The sequence below is a fragment of the Rhodopseudomonas rhenobacensis genome, assembly GCF_014203125.1.
Taxonomy (GTDB): Bacteria; Pseudomonadota; Alphaproteobacteria; order Rhizobiales; family Xanthobacteraceae; genus Rhodopseudomonas_A; species Rhodopseudomonas_A rhenobacensis.
In genome coordinates, this window is the sequence record NZ_JACHIH010000002.1 from 94,718 (window position 1) to 113,914 (window position 19,197).

General features: G+C 65.7%; 15 protein-coding genes. 10 read left to right on the plus strand and 5 right to left on the minus strand.

Annotated elements, in window-relative coordinates:
* Nucleotides 1–100: 100 nt before the first annotated feature.
* Nucleotides 101–1,333, plus strand: a complete 1,233-nt coding sequence (locus tag HNR60_RS02365) for a GGDEF domain-containing protein (RefSeq protein WP_184254353.1) — start codon at nucleotides 101–103, stop codon at nucleotides 1,331–1,333.
* A 63-nt stretch (nucleotides 1,334–1,396) separates the two neighbouring features.
* Nucleotides 1,397–1,699 carry an antibiotic biosynthesis monooxygenase family protein gene (locus HNR60_RS02370; protein ID WP_184253889.1) on the plus strand — a complete coding sequence of 101 codons (303 nt, stop codon included), beginning with the start codon at nucleotides 1,397–1,399 and terminating at the stop codon, nucleotides 1,697–1,699.
* Here HNR60_RS02370 and HNR60_RS02375 read toward each other — a convergent pair whose 3' ends face one another.
* Nucleotides 1,700–2,809: an AI-2E family transporter gene (locus tag HNR60_RS02375; RefSeq protein ID WP_184253891.1), complete on the minus strand. Its 1,110-nt coding sequence runs from the start codon at nucleotides 2,807–2,809 to the stop codon at nucleotides 1,700–1,702.
* Between the two features lie 322 nt (nucleotides 2,810–3,131).
* On the opposite strand from HNR60_RS02375, the gene HNR60_RS02380 reads away from it, so the two are divergent.
* The 7 genes from HNR60_RS02380 to HNR60_RS02410 all read left to right on the plus strand — a co-directional run bounded on the left by HNR60_RS02380 (nucleotide 3,132) and on the right by HNR60_RS02410 (nucleotide 10,514).
* The gene (locus tag HNR60_RS02380; protein WP_184254355.1) at nucleotides 3,132–4,070 is read left to right on the plus strand and encodes a septal ring lytic transglycosylase RlpA family protein; all 939 of its coding nucleotides are present in this window, start codon (nucleotides 3,132–3,134) and stop codon (nucleotides 4,068–4,070) included.
* A 184-nt stretch (nucleotides 4,071–4,254) separates the two neighbouring features.
* Nucleotides 4,255–5,526 carry a D-alanyl-D-alanine carboxypeptidase family protein gene (locus HNR60_RS02385; RefSeq protein ID WP_184253893.1) on the plus strand — a complete coding sequence of 424 codons (1,272 nt, stop codon included), beginning with the start codon at nucleotides 4,255–4,257 and terminating at the stop codon, nucleotides 5,524–5,526.
* A gap of 1 nt (nucleotide 5,527) precedes the next feature.
* Nucleotides 5,528–6,220, plus strand: a complete 693-nt coding sequence (tmk, locus tag HNR60_RS02390) for a dTMP kinase (protein WP_184253895.1) — start codon at nucleotides 5,528–5,530, stop codon at nucleotides 6,218–6,220.
* Nucleotides 6,217–7,257, plus strand: a complete 1,041-nt coding sequence (locus tag HNR60_RS02395) for a DNA polymerase III subunit delta' (RefSeq protein WP_184253897.1) — start codon at nucleotides 6,217–6,219, stop codon at nucleotides 7,255–7,257. Before tmk ends, HNR60_RS02395 begins: the two co-directional genes overlap by 4 nt.
* 73 nt (nucleotides 7,258–7,330) lie before the next feature.
* A complete protein-coding gene (gene metG, locus HNR60_RS02400) occupies nucleotides 7,331–8,899 on the plus strand; it encodes a methionine--tRNA ligase (protein ID WP_184253899.1) in 1,569 nt (522 codons plus the stop codon).
* Nucleotides 8,900–8,913: 14 nt separating this feature from the next.
* On the plus strand, nucleotides 8,914–9,705 hold the full coding sequence (locus HNR60_RS02405) for a TatD family hydrolase (protein ID WP_184254357.1): 792 nt from the start codon (nucleotides 8,914–8,916) through the stop codon (nucleotides 9,703–9,705).
* Nucleotides 9,702–10,514, plus strand: coding sequence for an MBL fold metallo-hydrolase (locus tag HNR60_RS02410; protein ID WP_184253901.1), 813 nt, complete (start codon nucleotides 9,702–9,704; stop codon nucleotides 10,512–10,514). Before HNR60_RS02405 ends, HNR60_RS02410 begins: the two co-directional genes overlap by 4 nt.
* Before the next feature lie 14 nt (nucleotides 10,515–10,528).
* On the opposite strand, the gene HNR60_RS02415 is transcribed toward HNR60_RS02410, so the two are convergent.
* From HNR60_RS02415 to HNR60_RS02430, 4 genes are all read right to left on the minus strand, one after another.
* Nucleotides 10,529–12,622: an ice-binding family protein gene (locus HNR60_RS02415; protein WP_184253903.1), complete on the minus strand. Its 2,094-nt coding sequence runs from the start codon at nucleotides 12,620–12,622 to the stop codon at nucleotides 10,529–10,531.
* Nucleotides 12,623–12,760: 138 nt separating this feature from the next.
* Complete coding sequence (locus HNR60_RS02420; protein ID WP_184253904.1) at nucleotides 12,761–14,410, minus strand: acyl-CoA synthetase; 1,650 nt, start codon at nucleotides 14,408–14,410, stop codon at nucleotides 12,761–12,763.
* A gap of 189 nt (nucleotides 14,411–14,599) precedes the next feature.
* Nucleotides 14,600–15,619 (minus strand): TRAP transporter substrate-binding protein, encoded by a 1,020-nt coding sequence (locus HNR60_RS02425; RefSeq protein ID WP_184253906.1) that lies wholly within the window; start codon nucleotides 15,617–15,619, stop codon nucleotides 14,600–14,602.
* A gap of 918 nt (nucleotides 15,620–16,537) precedes the next feature.
* Complete coding sequence (locus tag HNR60_RS02430; protein ID WP_184253909.1) at nucleotides 16,538–17,275, minus strand: hypothetical protein; 738 nt, start codon at nucleotides 17,273–17,275, stop codon at nucleotides 16,538–16,540.
* A gap of 609 nt (nucleotides 17,276–17,884) precedes the next feature.
* Between HNR60_RS02430 and HNR60_RS02435 the strand changes: the two genes are divergently transcribed.
* Complete coding sequence (locus HNR60_RS02435; protein WP_184253911.1) at nucleotides 17,885–19,183, plus strand: MFS transporter; 1,299 nt, start codon at nucleotides 17,885–17,887, stop codon at nucleotides 19,181–19,183.
* The last annotated feature ends 14 nt before the right edge of the window (nucleotides 19,184–19,197 follow it).

Genomic DNA, 19,197 nt, shown 5'->3' on the forward strand with positions numbered 1-19,197 from the left:
CGAACTGCATCCACTTTTCAGGAAATTTTGCACCGGCGTCCAAACCTGATCTCAACGCCGGCTTTTTACCGTCGAGCCACTCGCAATTCCGGTGGCCACCATGTCTCTCGATATTTCAACGCTTTACCTGGTCGCAACATTGCTCGCGGCGTTGCTCGGCGGAATGCTGATGTTCTTCGGACGCAAGGAGAACATCCCGGCGCTGGATTGGTGGGGCTACGCCTATCTGCTCGGCGCCACCGACGTGGCGTTGTGGGCGCTGGCCAGTCCGGCGTTGCCGGAGATTCTGGCGCAGGCGATTCACCTGCTCGGTTTCATCGCCTGCGGCATGGTGTGGAACGCGGCCCGGGTGTTCCACGGCCGCAAACCGAACTGGCCGGGTCTCGTGGTCGGCGCGCTGGCTTGGGCGGTGACCATCGTCAGCGTTGCGCCGGACGCGGTGGCGCTGCGCATGACCATCGGCGCCGGCATCGTGGCGGTCTACGCCGTGCTGACCGCGGCGCAGCTCGGCGCCGAGCGCCGCAAGACCATGCAGCGGCGCTGGCCGGCGATTTTGGTGCCGCTGCTGCATGGCGGGGTGTTGATGCTGCCGATCCTGCTCGCCGACCTGCTGACGCCGAGCGGCCATGCCATCACCAGCAACGTCTGGGTGACCATCTTCGCGGTCGAACTGGTGCTCTACGCCGTCGGCACCGTGTTCGTGATCTTCATGCTGGTGTCGGACCGCACGGTGCGGGCGCACAAGACCGCGGCCTCGATCGATCCCTTGACCGGCATGTTCAACCGCCGCGGCTTCGCCGAGGCCACAGCCAGGATGATCGAGCGCGAAGCCGTCGCCGGCCGTCCGGTGACGGTGATGATTTTCGACATCGACTATTTCAAGTCGATCAACGACCGCTTCGGCCATCCGGCCGGCGACGAATTGTTGAAGCTGTTCGCCACGCTGGTCACCAACACGCTGCGCATCACCGACGTCTGCGGCCGGATCGGCGGCGAGGAATTCGCCGCCTTGCTGCCGTGCTCGATGGACGAGGCGGTGATCGCCGCCGAGCGGGTGCGCGAGGCCTTCGCCACCTGTGGCATCGTGGTCGACGACGCTCCCGTCGACACCACGGTCAGCATCGGCGTCGCCGGCGGACCGCCGCGCACCGAGCTCGACGTGCTGCTGGCGGCGGCCGACACCGCGCTGTATCAGGCCAAGCGCAGCGGCCGTAACCGCGTCGAGGCGGCGATGGAAGAGCCGCTGTCGCTGGAAGTCGGACGGCGCAAATCGGTGGCGGCGATCGGCCAGACGACGATGCCGCGCGAGGCGGGGCTGCTCGGCGCGGCGTGAGGCTTCACCCCGCGCTGGGCTTGGGATAGAGAGGCTGTCTCAAATCACAGCTTTGGAGTCCCGATGATCACCGAAATCGCCCAGCTCGACATCAAGCCCGGTTCGGAAGCCGATTTCGAAGCCGCGGTGGCCAAGGCGCGCGTCGCGTTCGGCCGCTCCAAGGGCTTTCACGGTTTCGAGCTGCATCGCGGAATCGAAAACCCGCAGCGCTACCGGCTGATGGTGAAGTGGCAGACGCTGGAGAACCACACCGTGGATTTCCGCGGCTCGGAGAACTTTTCCGAATGGCGCGGCCTGGTCGGCGCGTTCTTCGCCTCGCCGCCCGAGGTCGAACACACCGAGACGGTGCTGTCCTCGGCCGACTGATCAGCCAACGGCGGCGGCGGCGGCCGGTTCGGCGCTGTCGTCGCTCCAATGGTCCATCACCACCTTGGCGATCGCCATCAGCGGCAGCGCCAGCGCCAGCCCCCACAGCCCGAACACGATGCCGAGCAGGATCTGGGTGGCGAACAGCGTGCCGGGCGGAATGTCGATCGCCTGCTGCTGGATCAGCGGCGTCAGCAGGTAGCTTTCCATGGCGTGCACGGCGAGGAACAGCACAAACGCGCTGGCCACCGCGACCCAGCCCGACGCCAGCGACGCCAGCACGATGATCAGCCCGCCGAGCAGGGCGCCGATGGTCGGAATGAACGCCAGCAGCCCGGCCTGGATGCCGAGAATAAAGGCGCCGGGAATCCCGATGATGGTCAGCCCGATCGAGGTCACGGCGAACACCGCCGCCATGGTGATTATCTGCGCCAACAACCAGCGCTTCAGCATCTCGCCGGTGGCGTTGACGATCTCGGTCGCCTTCGGCCGATAGCGCGCCGGCACGGTGCGCAACAGGCCGTTGCGGTAGATCGACGGCTGCGCGCCGAAACACAGCCCCAAGAAGATCACGATGAAGAAATTGCCGACCGCGCCGATGGTGCCGAGAATCAGCTTCAAGGTCTGACTGACGATGGCGCCGCCGCCGGACGCGATCGCGCCGGCGCTCGGCAGGTTTCGCGGCTGCGGCGGGGCGCCGGGAGCCTCCGGCGAGCCGAGGTCGAGGAAGCTGGTGTCGACGCCGTGGTCGTCGAGGAAGGTCTTCACGTTGACGATCTGCGACTTGATGGTGTTGCTCAGCGACGCCGCCTGATCGGCGATGGTGCTGCCGCCCAGCACGACGACGCCGGCGAACAGCCCGGCGAGCAGCACGCAGACCAGCGTCAGCCGCAGCCCGTGCCCGCCGCCGACCAGGCGGCCGAGCAATTCGGTGACGGCGTTGAGAAACACCCCGAACAGGATGCCGGCAAAGATCAGGAACAGGGTGGCGGCGAAATACCAGGCGAAGAACAACAGCCCGGCGAAGGCCACCGTCGCGGAACCGCCGACGGCAATCGCCCAGGCCAGATCCCTGCGGGCTTGAACGTGATCCTCAGGAGAAACTGTCACGGGCCATCCTTGGGTGAATCGCCTTCTGCAGGTGAGGCGGCGCCACTCTTTCGGCAATTCGCCGCCAGGGCAAGCCGGCTGCCGCAGCGCGCGCGGTGCGTGGCCACCCCCGCGACTCACGATCGCGGTCTTTCTCGAGAGCTCGCGGCGGGCGCAGCCACATCAGCTGTTAACCATTCGCACACCACCTCGGGCTTCACCCCATTTTCGCCGTGATCGCGCTGCGGTATGGTCTCCGCTTGGTGTGATGTGGGTCGCATCATGTTCGTGGCCGGAGGGGCGCCCAATAGGCGACCGGACACAGGAATGGTATTTGGGGACTATGGGGAATCGCGAGTCAGAGTCGATCGGCCGCGCAGCGCGCGCCGTTGCCACGGTGGGTGCCTGCCTGCTGCTCGCCAATTGCGCGTCGTCCGGCAAGTTCGCCAGCAAGGTCGATCCGAAATACGGCGTCTCCGCGTCTCCGCGCGTGGTCGGACCCGGCGAGCCGGTGCCGAAGGGCGGCGGGACCTACCGGGTCGGCAAGCCCTATGTGGTCGGCGGCAAGACCTATGTCCCGGAAGAAAACCTCAGCTATCGCGAAGAGGGGCTGGCCTCCTGGTATGGCGATGATTTCCACGGCCGGCTGACTGCCAATGGCGAAGTGTTCGACATGGCGTCGCTGTCGGCCGCGCATCCGACGCTGCCGATGCCGTGCTACGCCCGCGTCACCAATCTGAAGAACGGCAAATCGCTGATCGTCCGCGTCAACGACCGCGGCCCGTATCACAGCAACCGCTTGATGGACGTCTCCAACCGCGCCGCCGAGCTCTTGGAATTCAAGAATCACGGCACCGCCCGGGTGCGGGTCGAATACGTCGCCCGCGCGCCGCTCGAAGGCTCCGACGACCGGCAGTTGTTGGCGACGCTGCGTACCGGCGAGCCGGCGCCGTCGCCCGCCACCGTCCGCGTCGCCTCGGCGCGCAGCTTCGTGCCGGACATGCCGACGCCTGCTCGCGCCTTGCGCGGCGACGTGCCGTTGCCGGAAGGCCGGCCCTATACGCTCGGCAACACCTCGGTCGACATGGCCTCGGTCGGCGCCACCTCGGAAATGTCGGCGTCGCGCAGCTCGCGCTCCGGCCGCCCGGTGGAGAATCGCCGCCAGGTGTCCTACCAGGTCGAGAGCAGCGAGCTGCCGCCCGTCGCGGCGCCGGCCGCGGCCTACGCGCCGTCGGGCCGCGACGAGATCGGCAGCATGATCTCGGCTCGCGGACTTTATTGAGTGCGATCAAGCGCTCATCAGGTTTAGCTCGGGTTGTTTGCGAATCAGATCGGATCGCCTGAAACGCCGACGCTGGCCGTCATTGGCCGGTGCCTGCAACCGCGCGGCGGCAGGCCGCGTTGCGTCCCGCTGTGTTGTTCGCGCCATTCGCAACTGTTAGAACGGCGCATTCAGGACATCCCCCATGGCCGTCTCCACCGCATCATCAGGCAGCGTCCGGCCGAGGCTTTCGGGGCTTTGGCTTTCGCGGCTGTGGCGCCGGCTGACCGCGGTCGCCGTGGCGCTGGCGGTGGGGCTCGGCGGCGTGGCCTTCGCCGCCAACAACAGCGTGCAGGGCGCCAAGAAGGATGACGGCGGCTACGACGCCGACGCCCCGACCGCGATTCTGATCGAAGCCTCCACCGGCAGCGTGCTGTACGAGAAAAACGCCGACGAGCTGCGACCGCCGTCCAGCATGATGAAGCTGATGACCGTGGAATATGTCTTCCACGCGCTGCAGCAGGGCGAGCTCAAGCTCACCGACCAGTATCAGGTCAGCGAGAACGCCTGGCGCAAGGGCGGCGCGCCGGCCGGCAATTCCACCATGTTCGCCGAAATCCACAGCCGCATCGCGGTGGAAGACCTGCTGCGCGGCGCCATCATCCAGAGCGGCAACGACGCCTGCATGGTGTTTGCCGAAGCGCTCGGCGGCGGCGAACGCGGCTTCGCCGAACTGTTGACCAAGCGCGCCCGCGAATTGGGCTTGCCGAAATCGACCTTCGCCAATTCCAACGGGCTGCCGGACCCCGGCAACAAGATGAGCGTGCGGGAATTGGCGCGGCTCGCCCGTCACATCATCCAGACCTATCCGGAGTTCTACAAGATCTTCGGCGAGCGCGAATTCACCTGGAACAAGATCCGCCAGACCAACCGCAATCCGCTGCTGACCATGCTGGACGGCGCCGATGGCCTGAAGACCGGCTACACCAAGGAGGGCGGCTACGGCCTGGTCGGCTCCGCGGTGCAGAACGGCATGCGGCTGATCGTGGCGATCAACGGCGTCGAGGACATCGACGACCGCGCGTCCGAGGCCAAGAAGCTGTTGGAATGGGGTTTCCGCAACTTCGAATCGCGCACGCTGTTCAACCCGCAGGACGCGGTCGGTTACGCCAAGGTGTTCGGCGGCGACAGCCGTTCGGTCAAGCTCACCAGCACCGAGCCGGTGCGGGTGATGGTGCAGAAGAACGGCAGCGACAAGCTGATCGCGCGGATCGTCTACAACGGTCCGGTGCGCGCTCCGATCGCGCCCGGCCAGCCGATCGGCGTGGTCAGGGTGTGGCGCGGCGCCAATCTCGCCGTCGAGGTGCCGTTGCAGGCGGCGGAGCCGGTCGGCACCGGCAGCACGATGCAGCGCGCGGTCGACGGCGCCAGCGAATTGGTGATCGGCCTGATCCGCGCCGGCGCAGAGAAGCTTTGAGATGGCAGAAGACACAATGAACGGCGCCGCGGCCCGCGGCCGGTTCATCACTTTCGAAGGCGGCGAGGGCGCCGGCAAGTCGACCCAGATCAAGCTGTTGGCCGAGCGTCTCAACGCCGCCCGGATCCGCACCGTGCTGACCCGCGAGCCCGGCGGCTCGCCCGGCGCCGAGATCATGCGGCATATGATCCTGTCCGGCATCGGCTCGCTGATCGGCGGGCCGCAGGCCGAGACGCTGCTGTTCGCCGCCGCGCGCGACGACCACGTGCATTCCGTGATCGAGCCGGCGCTGGCGCAGGGCAGCTTCGTGCTGTGCGACCGCTTCTCGGATTCCACCCGCGCCTATCAGGGCCAGATGGGCGAGGTGCCGCCGGCGCTGCTCAACGCCATGCAGCGGGTGACGATCGGCGATCTGAAACCCGACCTCACCATCATTCTCGACGTGCCGGTCGAGGTCGGCGTCAAGCGCGCCCGATTGCGCCGCGGCACCACGGCACCCGACCGTTTCGAGGCCGAGAGCCTGGACTTTCATCGCCGGCTGCGCGAGGCCTATCGGCAGATCGCCGCCGACGAGCCGCAGCGCTGCGTGCTGATCGACGCCAACGCCAAGGTCAAGACCGTCGCCGGGAAGGTCTGGGCGGCGGTGCAGCAGCGGCTGTTGTCGTCCAAGGTCGACCAGGTGCAGCCCGCATGAGCCCCCGTCGCGGCGAGCCGCAGATCGCGACGCGCCGGCCGCGCGAGACCACCGCGCTGTTCGGCCATCACGACGCCGAGCAGGCATTGCTCAATGCCTATCGCAGCGGGCGGATTCCGCACGCCTGGCTGGTCGGCGGCGCCCAGGGTATCGGCAAGGCGACGCTGGCCTATCGGATGGCGCGTTTCGTGCTGGCGCATCCCGATCCGGAGTCGTCCGCGGTGCGTGACGCCGCGACGCTCGAGGTCGATGCGTCCGACGCGGTGGCGCGGCATATCGCGGCCGGCGCCCATGGCGGGTTGCTGACGCTGGAGCGCACGCTGAACGACAAGGGCGTGCTGCGCACCATGATCAGCGTCGATGAGGCGCGCGAGACCATCGGCTTTTTCGGCTCGACCGCCGCGATCGACGGCTGGCGGGTCTGCGTCGTCGATACCGTCGACGAACTGAACGCCAACGCCGCCAACGCGCTGTTGAAGGTGGTCGAGGAGCCGCCGCGCCGCTCGCTGTTCTTGCTGATCAGCCACGCCCCGGCGCGGGTGTTGCCGACCATCCAGTCGCGCTGCCGCAAATTGCTGCTGCGTCCGCTCACGACCGCCGACGTGATCGCCGCCGCGGCGCTCGCAACCGACAGCGACGCCGCCGATCCACTCTTGGCCGAGGCCGCCGCGGCATCGGAGGGCAGCGTCGCCCGCACCCTGACGCTGCTCGGCGGCGACGCCTTGAACCTGCATCAGCGCACCACCGCGCTGCTCGACACCTTGCCCAATGTCGATCTGCGCCAACTGCATGCGCTCGGCGACGCGCTCGGCGGCGTCGACCGCGTGGCGCTGGCGAGCTTCATGGACGGCGTCGACCGCTGGGTGGCCGAGCGGCTGCGGGTCGACGATCCCAACGCCAATCTGCCGCGCCTTGCGCGGCTGGCGGAGGTATGGGAAAAGATCAACCGCGCCGCGCGCGACACCGAAGCCTTCAACCTTGAGCGCAAACCGCTGGTGTTTTCGGTGTTCGGACTGCTCGCGGAAGCGATCCGCTGATCGATGCGACGTTGCTGTCCGGCCATGCTCGATCCCGCCGCAACCGTTTTGAGTCAAGGTTTCAAGTACCCCCATGGCGTCCGCATCCGCTTCAGCCCGTCCGGCCTATTTCCTCTCCACGCCGATCTTCTATCCGAACGGCGTGCCGCATATCGGCCACGCCTACACCGCGATGGTCAGCGACGCGATCGCGCGGTTTCAGCGGCTCGACGGCTATGACGTGCACTTCCTGACCGGCACCGACGAGCACGGCCTGAAGATGCAGCAGACCGCGATCGCCGAAGGGCTGACGCCGCTGCAGCTCGCCGACCGCAATTCGGCCCGGTTCCGCGACATGATGGCGGCGCTGAACATTTCCTACGACGACTACATCCGCACCACCGAGCCGCGCCACGAGCGCTCCTGCCAGGCGCTGTGGAGCGCGATCGAGAGGAACGGCGACATCTATCTCGACAAATATGCCGGCTGGTACTCGGTGCGCCAGGAAGCCTATTTCGACGAGGCCGAAACCACGGTCGGCGAGGACGGCGTCCGCCGCGAGCCGCTCGGCTCGCCGGTGGAATGGACCGAGGAGGAGACCTACTTCTTCCGGCTGTCGGCCTATCAGGAGAAACTGCTCGAACTCTACGCCAAGGTGCCGGATTTCGTGCTGCCGCGCGAGCGGCTCAACGAGGTGGCGAGCTTCGTCAAGGGGGGGCTGCAGGATCTGTCGATCTCGCGCACCACCTTCGACTGGGGCATCAAGGTGCCGGGCGCGCCGCGTCACGTGATGTATGTCTGGATCGACGCGCTCACCAACTACATCACCGGCGCCGGCTATCCGGACGTCGATAGCGACAGCTTCAAGCGGTTCTGGCCGGCCAGCCTGCACGTCATCGGCAAGGACATCGTGCGGTTCCACGCGGTGTATTGGCCGGCGTTCCTGATGTCGGCCGGCATCGAAGTGCCGCAGCGGGTGTTCAGCCACGGCTTCCTGCTCAACCGCGGTGAGAAGATGTCGAAGTCGGTCGGCAACGTGGTCGATCCGTTCGAGATGGCCAAGCAATACGGCGTCGACCAGATGCGCTATTTCTTCATGCGCGAGGTCTCGTTCGGCCAGGACGGCAGCTACAATCACGAGGCGATCGTCAACCGCACCAATGCCGATCTCGCCAACGACCTCGGCAACCTGGCGCAGCGCTCCTTGACCATGATCGGCAAGCAGCTCGGCGGCGTGCTGCCGGAGCCGGGCGATTTCAGCGACACCGACAAGGCGATCCTGGCGCAGGCCGACGCCATGGTCGAACAGGCGCGCACTGCGATGGCGACGCAGCAGATCCATCACATGCTGAACGCGGTGTGGGCGGTGGTGGCGGAAGCCAACCGTTACTTCGCCGGCGAGGCGCCGTGGGCGCTGGCCAAAACCGATCCGCCGCGGCAGAAGACCGTGCTCTACGTCACCGCCGAAGTGATCCGCCAGGTCGCGATTTTGGCGCAGCCGGTGATGCCGGCCTCTGCAGCGAAACTGCTCGACAGCCTCGGCATTCCGGAGGATGAACGCGACTTCACCCATCTCGGCAGTCACGAGCGGATCCGGCCGGGCACGGCGCTGCCGGCGCCTTCGCCGATCTTTCCGCGCTACGTCGAGCCGACGCCGCAGTGAGCGCGCCGCAACCGATGCTGATCGACAGCCATTGCCATCTGGATTTTCCGGATTTCGCCGACGACCTCGACGGCATCGTCAGCCGTGCGGAAGCCGCCGGCGTGGCAAAGATGGTGACGATCTCGACGCGGGTGCGGCGATTGCCGGAGTTACTTAAGATCGCCGAACGATTTCCCGACGTGTTCTGTTCGGTCGGCACCCATCCGCATCACGTCGACGAGGAAGACGGCATCCCGGCCGAGGAGCTGATCGGCTTCGCCAGCCATCCGAAGCTGGTGGCGTTCGGCGAAGCCGGGCTCGATTACTTCTACGAACACGGATCGCGCGAGGCGCAGCACCGCGGATTTCGTGTCCATATTGCGGCGGCGCGTGCCACGGGTTTGCCTCTGGTGATTCACACCCGCGACGCCGACGAAGATTGCGCCAAGATTCTTCGCGAAGAGATGGCCAACGGACCTTTCAAGGCGGTGCTGCATTGCTACACCGGCGGACGGGAGTTGGCGATGACGGCAATCGAACTCGGACTATCGATCGGCTTCACCGGCATTCTGACTTTCAAGAAAACCGAAGCGCTGCGCGAGCTCGCCGCTGAACTACCCGCCGATCGTATCCTGGTTGAAACCGACTCGCCGTATCTCGCGCCGGGAAAATTCCGCGGCAAGCGCAACGAACCGTCATACGTCGTCGAGACCGCCAAGCTACTAGCCGAGCTGCGCGGCGTATCATTGGACGAGATCGCGCGGCAGACCACCGAGAACTTCTTCGCGCTGTTCAACAAGGTGCCGCGGCCTGTGGGTGCTGCATGACGCTGACGCTGACAATCCTTGGCTGTGGCTCCTCCGCCGGCGTGCCGCGCCCGGCGCTGGGCTGGGGCGCCTGCGATCCTACTAATCCGAACAATCGCCGCCGCCGTTGCTCGCTGCTCGCCGAACTCTCATCGGGGCAGGGCATCACCCGCGTGGTGATCGACACCTCGCCGGATCTGCGCGAGCAGCTGATCGACGCGCAGGTCGATCACATCGACGCGGTGTTCCTCACCCACGAGCACGCCGACCAGACCCACGGCATCGACGATCTGCGCTCGGTGGTGATGGCGCAACGCCACCGCATCCCGGTCTATCTCAACAAGGTCACCGCGGCACATATCCTGCTGCGGTTCTCCTATTGCTTCGAGCAGGCGCCGGGCAGCGACTATCCGGCAATTCTCGAGGCGCGCGATATCGAGGCCGGCGAAAGCCGTAGCGTCGACGGCCCGGGCGGGGCGCTGACGTTGACGGCGTTCCTGCTGCAGCACGGCAGCATTCCGGCGCTCGGCTATCGGATCGGCAACGCCGCCTACACGCCCGACGTCCACGACATTCCGGAGCAAAGCTGGCCGCAGCTCGAAGGGCTCGACCTGTGGATCATCGATGGGCTGCGCTTCAAGCACCACGGCAGCCACTTCAACATCGAGGCCGCGCTTGGCTGGATCGCGCGCTTCAAGCCGAAGCGCGCGGTGATCACCAATATGAGCGCCGATGTCGATTACGAGGTGCTGCGCGGCCAGCTGCCGCCCAACGTCGTTCCGGCGATCGACGGCATGCGACTCACGTTGGACAAGACCGCGGCGTCGTAACGCCGCGGTCGTTGTTACCAGGAGTAACGCACGCGGCCGGTGCCGCCGTAGCGGGTGGCGTGGTCGGCGAATTCGCCGTCGAGCTGCGCGCCGACCGAGAAGCCGTTGCGGAAGCGCAATTCGGCGCCCAGCGTCGCCAGCAGCAGATCTTCCGGCGTAGCCGCGCCGAACACCGTGAAGTTCGAGCCAGGAAGCGCGACGAACTCGACGTTCATGGTGGGATTGGAAAGCCGGTCGTGCGCCCAGGCGGCGCGGCCGCGCAGGATCAGCAGATTTTCGCCGAGCGGATTGGCCTGGTCGAACCAGGCGCCGAGTTCGGTCCGAACCGCGGTTTCGGTGCGGGCGTCGTAGCGCCGGGCGAAGTCCGAATTGATGTTTTCCGCGTAGGACGGGGTGCGGAACGCCTGCGCCTGCAACGCGGCGTAGGGCGTCACGCCGAACGCCGGCACCATCCAGAAGTCCGGCACCGCGAAGCGATAGCCGCCCTCGATCCGCGCGCCGAGGTTGTTTGCGTTGTAATGCGCGGTGAGGTGGTCGGCGGTCGCCACCGACAAAAACTGATCGGTGCTGACGTCGTGCCAGGCATAGGCCACAGCAGCCGACACGTAGGCGTCGTAGAACCGGGTGGTGCTGTAGATCGCCGACTGGAACATGTCGCTGCGTCCGCTGCCGAGCCCGTTGGCCAGCGAATAGTTGGTGCCGCCGCCGCCGAGCGCGAAGCCGACGATGGTGTCGGGCGCAATCCGATAATCCAGGCCGGCGGCGAAGCCGAAGCCGCGGCTGGAGCGATCGTCGGTGCCCCATCCGGCGTTGCCGCGGATCTGGCTCTGGCCGCCATAGGCGGCGCCCCAGACGCCCCAGCGCGGATCCAAGCCGCTGACCAGACCGCGATCGATCGCGACCGCCGCCGGCGCCTTGGTGGCCATCCGGCCGTCGGGTGCGTAGCCCAGCGTGCGTACCACCGGCGCCGCCGGGCCGAAGCCGCGGCCGTCCGAGTTGATCCCGCTGGCGAACGGATTGAGTACCAGCGAAAGGAACGAGTTCATCGCCAGCATGCCGGTCTGCGCCATGCCGGTGCTGTATTGTCCGGTGAGCTGCCCCATCACGATCGCCTGCGCGGCCGGAGACAACGCCGCCAGATCGAGGAAGCCCTGCGGGAACGCGGCGGAAATCGTATTGCCGGGGCCGATCGCATCGGCGAAGGCATCGTTGATCACGGTGATCACCCCGGTCGTCGGAGGCACGATGGGGCCCGCCGCGGGCGGTGGGGTGCCCGGGGTAGGGGTGGGGGGCGTGACGACCGGCGGCACCGGCAGCAACGGCGCAGGGGCGCAGGCCGACAGCGCGCGCGCTGCGATATTGTTGGTATCGAGCGTCACCGCGCCGTTGCGCGCCAACGCGCTGCCGCAGCTGATATTGGCGCCGGTGTTGAGCGTGATGCTGCTCAGCGCCAGAATGTCGCCGACGAACGAGGTCGTAGTGCCGAGTGTCGCCGAGCTTCCGACCCGCCAATACACGTTACTGCCGAGACCGCCGCCGATCACCGTGACGCTGGAGGCGCTGCCGGTGGTCAGCGAACTGCCGACGTTGAAGATGAAGATCGCATTCGGATTGCCCAACGCATTGAGCGTCAGCGCGCCGGTCAATTGCGCCGTCGCGGCGAAGTTGTAGACCCCGGGGGTGAGGGTGAGGCCGCCGAGATCTTGTCCGGTGAGATCGCCGGTGGTCGGCCGGCTGGCGATCGCGTTGTAGCCGGAGGCCAGATCGATCTGGGCCTGGATCGCGATGGCGTCGCCGATGTAGATGCCGCCCGGCGCGGTCACCATGCCCGGCGGAAATCCGCTCACCGAGCTGCCGGGGCTGAGCCCGAGACTGCCGATCAGCACGGTCGGGCCGATGTTAGTCACCGCCGAGCCGGCCAGCACGGCGAAATTGGCGGCGCTGCCGAGATTGGGCGTCTGCGCCCAAGCCACGGACGGCGCGGCCAGCACGGTGAGGCAGCCGAGCTGCAGGCCGAGCCGGCGCGCGCGCCGGACCGAGCGTCGGAGGGATCGTCCGCTGCGAGGGGACAAGCGGACGGACGAGCGATCGGCACCAAACGCGGGCATTGGTTTTCCTTGTCGGACAGGAAACTCCTCACGCTTGAGCGAATGCGCGAATCGCATTGTGAGATTGAGTCAAGCTACGCTGGTGGTTTGTGGTTAACGACCGCTTAATTTGCTGTCAGGTATAACTACCAGTTGTTGCTACTCCGAAATCGCCTTCGCCGATTTGACCCGGTCGCGCAGCAGGAACTTCTGGATCTTGCCGGTCGAGGTTTTGGGGATGGTCGCGAAGGTCACCACCTTCGGGGTCTTGAAGCCCGGCATCTGCTCGCGGCAATAGGCGATGATCTCCGCCTCGGTGGCCTGCGCGCCTTCCTTCAGTTCGACGAAGGCGCAGGGCACTTCGCCCCATTTCGGATCGGGCTTGGCCACCACCGCGGCGAACAGGATCGCCGGGTGCTTGTAGAGGATGTCTTCGACCTCGACCGAGGAGACGTTCTCGCCGCCGGAGATGATGATGTCCTTGGAGCGGTCCTTGATGATGACGTAGCCGAATTCGTCGAGCACGCCGAGGTCGCCGGTGTGAAACCAGCCGCCGGCGAAGGCTTCCTTGGTGGCCTTCTCGTTCTTCAGATAGCCCTTCATCACGATATTGCCGCGGAACATCACCTCGCCGATGGTCTCGCCGTCGCGCGGCACTTCCTCCATGGTGTCGGGATCGCGCACCGTGACGGCTTCCTGCAGCGGGTAGGGCACCCCTTGCCGGCGCTTCAGCTGCGCGCGCTCGGCGACCGGCAGATCGTCCCAGCCGGGCTGCTCGGCGCAGACCGAGGCGGGGCCGTAGACCTCGGTGAGGCCGTAGACGTGGGTCAGCTTGATGCCGATGGTTTCGGCGCCGGCCAGCACCGCGACCGGCGGTGCCGCGCCGGCGATCAGTCCGACCACCGGCTTTTCGCGCGGCGTCTTCGGCGCGCCCGGCGCGTTGATCAGCGTGTTGTAGACGATCGGCGCGCCCGACATATGGGTGACGCCGTGCTGTTCGATCAGCGCGAAGATCTTGGCGGGGTCGACCTTGCGCAGGCAGACGTTGACGCCGGCGGCGGCCGCGATGGTCCAGGGAAAGCACCAGCCGTTGCAATGAAACATCGGCAGCGTCCACAGATACACCGGATGCGGCCCGAGATTGGCGGCCAGGATGTTGCTGACGGCGTTGAGATAGGCGCCGCGGTGATGCGTCACCACGCCCTTCGGATTGCCGGTGGTGCCGGAGGTGTAGCCGAGCGAAATCGCGTCCCATTCGTCGTCCGGCCGCAATGCTACGAAATCCGGATCGCCGGCGGCGAGGGCGGCCTCGTATTCGATCTCGCCGATCCTTTGACCGCCGACATAGCTTGCGTCGTCGACGTCGATCACCAGCGGCCGCGGGCCGGCCATCAGCGCCAACGCGTCGGAAATCACCGCGGAGAATTCTGGATCGACCAGGATCACCTTGGCGCCGCCATGGTCGAGCTGGAATGCGATCGACGAGGGCTCCAGCCGGATGTTGAGCGCGTTCAGCACCGCGCCGAGCATCGGCACTGCGAAATGCAGCTCGTTCATCGCCGGGATGTTCGGCAGCATCGCCGCCACGGTGTCGCCGCGTGCGACGCCGCGGCTGGCGAGATAGGACGCGAAGCGGTGGCAGCGCTCGCGGGTCTGGCCCCAGGTGAAACGCCGCCCCTCATAGACCGTACTGGTCAGCTGCGGATAGACGTTGGCGCTGCGCTCGAGGAAGCTCAACGGCGTCAGCGGAACGTAATTCGCCGGGTTCTGATCCAGGCCAATGCGGTACGGATTGGGCTCAGGCGTCATGGACGAAACCTCACTGTATCAATTCGTTAGCAGCGTTTCTTTGCTCGATGCGGCAGCTTGCGGCGCACACCCGGGCTCCTCGAGAATCCGGTCGCTGGCCTCGGGAACCGGGCCACAATAATCGAACCCCGCCTCGGCGCCAGTGCTAACCGGTGCGGATTTCGTCACCGCGACCACCCCGGGTGCGCGCTACGCCAGCTTGCCGGCGGATTTCTCCAGCAGCGCCCAGGCCTGCTCGCCGAATTTGGCTTTCCATTCGGCGTAGAAGCCGGCCTTGCGCAGCTTGTCGCGAAACGGGTCAGGGCTCGGCTGGTTGAAAACCAACCCCTTGGCGGCGAGGTCGTGGTGCAGCGTCTGGTTCAGCCTGGCGATGTCGGCCCGTTCGTGAATCGCGGCGGCGTTGATGTTGCGGGCGATGATGACGCGCAGCTCCTCCGGCAGCCGGTCCCAGGCCCGGCGGTTGGCCAAGAACCAGAAGCCGTCCCACATGTGGTTGGTCAACGCGCAATATTTCTGCACCTCGTAGAGCTTGGCGGTGGCGATCAGCGCCAGCGGGTTTTCCTGACCTTCGACCACCTTGGTCTGCAGCGCGGAGTACACTTCGCTGAAATTGATCGCGGCCGGCGATGCATCGAAGGCCTTGAACATCGAGGTCCACAGCGGCGACACCGGGACGCGAATCTTGAAGCCCCTGAGGTCGTCGGGGCCGGTGATCGGCCGGGCCGAGGAGGTGGTCTGGCGAAAACCGTTGTCCCAGATCTTGTCCATCGCCACGAGGTTGGCTTTGGTGATTTCGCTGCGGACGTAGGCGCCGAGCTCGCCGTCCATCGCCTTCCACACCGCGTCGTAGTCCGGGAAGGCAAAGCCGATGCCGTTGATCGAGGCGGCCGGCACCAGCGGCGCCAGGATCACGCCCGACAGCGTGAAGAATTCGACGCCTCCGGCGCGGATCTGGCTCAGCATATCGGTGTCCGAGCCGAGTTGGTTATTCGGGAAAATCTGGATGTCGACCCGGCCGTCGGTCTCGCTGTTGATCACCGCCGACATCTCGCGGGCGCGCACGTTCATGGGATGGCTGGTTGGAAGATTGTTGGCGTATTTGTAGACGAATTCGGGTTGCTGCGCCCGCGCCGCCCACGGCGCAGCGACCCCGCCCAGCATGGTGACGGCCGCCGATGCCTTCAACACTGTCCGCCGCGAAACGCTCATCGTTTCTCCCCATGGTCTCGTTGTGGCCGATCCTTATATGCGGCGACCGTTGTGGTCGTCATCACACGGCATCGATCAAACCGCAGGTTGACCAAAGCGGGTGGCGCTGTCCAGTTGTCGCGTGGTGTCGGGCCGCAGATGGTGTCGGACTGAGGATCGCGCTCGGGCCAGACGCACGGACGGCGCGCGCCCAAGCCGGCCGCGGAGCGCCGCGCGTCGCGGCCGCGGCGTCGAGGCTGCGGTCCGTCGGCTTGGTGGCTTGGCGCGTCGGCGATCCGGCCCCCAGTGCCGCTGCGGCTCGGCAGAGCTACAGATGCCGGACGCCGGCAGAGCTGCGACCTGCGCGGTCGGACGGCGCGAGCGCCAGATGCGATCTGAGAGGTCGGGTGGTTGCCGTCGCGACACGGGCGATAAAAGACGAAGCCTCGCACTGTCGAAATCGCGGCTCGACACTCGACCATATCAAGGATGCGGCGTAACCATCTGGCGCAATTCGCATTCCTGGTCTGCATTTATATTCCATAATATACCTTATGCGAATTTGATGTCCGGGGCGATCCTCACCACCGCGGCTGTTCGTGTTGCTCTCCCTCAGTCGCATAAGGCGGTCGCGTTTCCGGAGGCGAGCCCACTGGTCGCGTCAGCTGGTCGCGGCCGCTGGCCTTTGGCTCGAGGTCGGCCTGACGCTGGTGGCGGTGTGCTTGCAGCGACGGCTGGGCACGGAGCTCAACGTCCGGGCACCTGTTCTCCGTGCCGAGGCCGACGAAAGGCGCCGTCGCGTGCGTGGCGACGGTCCCGACGAATTTCCGTCAGCTAGCGCAGTCACGGCCAGAGAACATTGAACGAGCGCGGCCGGCAGGATCAAGAGGACAAGCGGATCAAGCAGCGAAACACTCCGTTCTGATTCGAGGCGACCCCTCACCGCTGAAGCCTTCCGTGGTAGATCATCATCGTTCGCGGCGCGACGTCCTGGCATTGCATGACGGTCCGAGGCCGGTCTCGATCGCCTTCCATGCCATCGATCGTGATGGTCCGACGATTTTTGCTCCATACGACCCGTCGAAGCCCCTCGAAATTCATCGCCAGCGTGATCTCATCGTGGCTGACATCCGTCACCTCGCCTTGGTACAGCCGTCCCTCCTTGCCGCGATCGAACAGCACTTGTTTGGAAGCTGCATCCATCGTGAAGTACATGTACCCCGCCGTATCTTCACAGCGAACCGAAATTGGGTGCAAAATTGGATCGTGAACCCGGAAGCTCAATATGCTTCTCGGCGGAGTGATCGTGCAGCGGTGCACCAGTGTCGGGCGAAAGGTGAAGTCCTCTAATCCCGGCCAGGTCATCGTCTTCTGATCGCGATCAAAGATCAGGTCGATCCTTCCGGGAAGTCCTCGCACGATGAATTCGATTTTTTCGCCTGCCCCATGTCCAACAGAACTGATGTCTCCTGGATAGACATTTGCGTCGGAATAGGTTTCGAGATCTAGCGGCGGCGTTTCGAAAACGACCGCCTTTGCATCGATATCGAAGGTCACAAAATAGGGGCGCGCCGGAACGCCGCCTTCACACCGCACCGAGAACGATTCCGTGGCGGCTGCACGATCCGCCGTCAGCACGAGAAGGAGAATGATCGGTAGCGCCAGGAGCTGCTTCACGTCGCGCGCCCCGCGCGCGTGGCTTCCCGCGGCCTGGTAGCGCCGGGAGCCGCTTCGGACTCTCAATTTTGTCCGATGGATTGGCCAGATGAACCTGATAACCGCGCGATCAAAAGAGCTGCGCCAACGGACACTCATCCTATTTCGGACCCCGGTCACAAATTACCCTCTTCAGGGCAAACCCAGCACCATCGTTCATCCCCTATGAGAGGTGATGTTGATTGCGCGCGAGCCACATCGATAGCGAGCGTCAGCAACGCGAGTACCAGCGAACAGCGAAACATCCGACTGACATCGTGGCGCATGATGGCCCCCCTCACCTGATCGCTTTTAAGTTGTGTCCGGCCGGTCGTCCACTATCGGCTGTTTCGGAGCGGGTGCTGCGGCCGATAGCAAGCCACGCGCCGTTGCGAGATTCGAACGCGACCGCTCCCGACCGGCTCACAGATCGACCCGGCTATTAGCAATAAGGCGCATTCAGGCGCGATTTCCGTTGCTCGGCGCGATATTCGGCTACCGCCGCCGGCGGTATTGGGCTAAATCGCCGCCTTACCGGGTTTGAGCCTCCGCGGCATGCGGGCAAACCGCATCTGACGGATGTAGATCACCATGGACGCAACCAATTTCGTGCCGGCGGGCACCGCCGGGCGCGGCAAGCCGTTGAACTCCCCTGCCCAGGTGCTGCTGGCGAGCCTGATCGGCACCACGGTCGAGTTCTTCGATTTCTACGTCTACGCCACCGCCGCCGTGCTGGTGTTTCCGACGCTGTTCTTTCCCAACAGCGATCCGATGACGGCGCTGCTGGCGTCGTTCGCCACGTTTTCGATCGCGTTTTTTGCCCGCCCGTTCGGCGCCATCATCTTCGGGCATTTCGGCGACCGCGTCGGCCGCAAGACCACGCTGGTGGCAGCCTTGTTGACGATGGGAATTTCCACCGTGGTGATCGGGTTGCTGCCGACCTATCACCAGATCGGCGTGGCGGCGCCGCTGTTGCTGGCGCTGTGCCGCTTCGGTCAGGGCTTTGGGCTGGGCGGCGAATGGGGCGGCGCGGTGCTGCTCGCCACCGAGAACGCGCCCGACGGCAAGCGCAACTGGTACGGAATGTTTCCGCAGCTCGGCGCGCCGGTCGGGCTGTTCCTCGCCTCCGGGGTGTTCTGGATCCTGCTGCACTTCATGTCGCAGGAGGCGCTGCTGAATTGGGGTTGGCGGATTCCCTTTATCGCCTCGGTGGTGCTGATCGGCATCGGCCTGTGGGTGCGGCTGTCGATCAGCGAGACGCCGGAATTTCAGAAGGCGATCGACAAGCAGGAGCGCGTCTCGGTTCCGGTGTTCGAAGTTTTCCGCCACCACAAGCGCAGCGTGCTGATCAGCACCTTCATGGCGCTGATTACATTCGTGGCGTTCTACATCTGCACCGCTTATCTGTTGTCCTACAACGTCAAGGTCGCCGGGGTGTCGTTTCGCGATGCGCTGATGGTGCAGATCTACGGCTCGCTGCTGTTCGGCCTCAGCACGATCGCGGCCGGCAAGCTCGGCGACCGCTTCGGCCGCCGCACCTTGCTGCTCGTAAGCACCATCATCCTCGGGCTGTTCTCGTTTGCGCTGGCGCCGCTGCTCGGCGCCGGGCTGCTCGGCATCTACGTTTTCACCACCGTCGGCATGCTGTTGTTCGGCATGAACTACGGCGTGATCGGCGCCGCCTTGGCGGCCCCCTTCCCGACCAAGGTGCGCTACACCGGATCGTCGATCACCTTCAACCTGGCCGGCATCTTCGGCGCCTCGCTGGCGCCCTACATCGCCACCTGGCTGCAGACCAATTACGGCATGAGCTATGTCGGCTACTATCAGCTGGCGGCCGCGGTGGTGTCGCTGGTCTGCATCCTCGCCTCGCGCAAGGCCGAAATCTGAGCGGCGCTCGGCGC

What these genes read in the sequence shown, in the direction of transcription:
- HNR60_RS02410 (WP_184253901.1), top strand. Translation starts at nt 9,702, where the DNA reads ATGACGCTGACGCTGACAATCCTTGGCTGTGGCTCCTCCGCCGGCGTG.
- HNR60_RS02405 (WP_184254357.1), top strand. Translation starts at nt 8,914, where the DNA reads ATGCTGATCGACAGCCATTGCCATCTGGATTTTCCGGATTTCGCCGAC.
- tmk (WP_184253895.1), top strand. Translation starts at nt 5,528, where the DNA reads ATGGCAGAAGACACAATGAACGGCGCCGCGGCCCGCGGCCGGTTCATC.
- HNR60_RS02370 (WP_184253889.1), top strand. Translation starts at nt 1,397, where the DNA reads ATGATCACCGAAATCGCCCAGCTCGACATCAAGCCCGGTTCGGAAGCC.
- HNR60_RS02435 (WP_184253911.1), top strand. Translation starts at nt 17,885, where the DNA reads ATGGACGCAACCAATTTCGTGCCGGCGGGCACCGCCGGGCGCGGCAAG.
- HNR60_RS02415 (WP_184253903.1), bottom strand. Translation starts at nt 12,622, where the DNA reads ATGCCCGCGTTTGGTGCCGATCGCTCGTCCGTCCGCTTGTCCCCTCGC.
- HNR60_RS02380 (WP_184254355.1), top strand. Translation starts at nt 3,132, where the DNA reads ATGGGGAATCGCGAGTCAGAGTCGATCGGCCGCGCAGCGCGCGCCGTT.
- HNR60_RS02395 (WP_184253897.1), top strand. Translation starts at nt 6,217, where the DNA reads ATGAGCCCCCGTCGCGGCGAGCCGCAGATCGCGACGCGCCGGCCGCGC.
- metG (WP_184253899.1), top strand. Translation starts at nt 7,331, where the DNA reads ATGGCGTCCGCATCCGCTTCAGCCCGTCCGGCCTATTTCCTCTCCACG.
- HNR60_RS02425 (WP_184253906.1), bottom strand. Translation starts at nt 15,619, where the DNA reads ATGAGCGTTTCGCGGCGGACAGTGTTGAAGGCATCGGCGGCCGTCACC.
- HNR60_RS02365 (WP_184254353.1), top strand. Translation starts at nt 101, where the DNA reads ATGTCTCTCGATATTTCAACGCTTTACCTGGTCGCAACATTGCTCGCG.
- HNR60_RS02385 (WP_184253893.1), top strand. Translation starts at nt 4,255, where the DNA reads ATGGCCGTCTCCACCGCATCATCAGGCAGCGTCCGGCCGAGGCTTTCG.
- HNR60_RS02420 (WP_184253904.1), bottom strand. Translation starts at nt 14,410, where the DNA reads ATGACGCCTGAGCCCAATCCGTACCGCATTGGCCTGGATCAGAACCCG.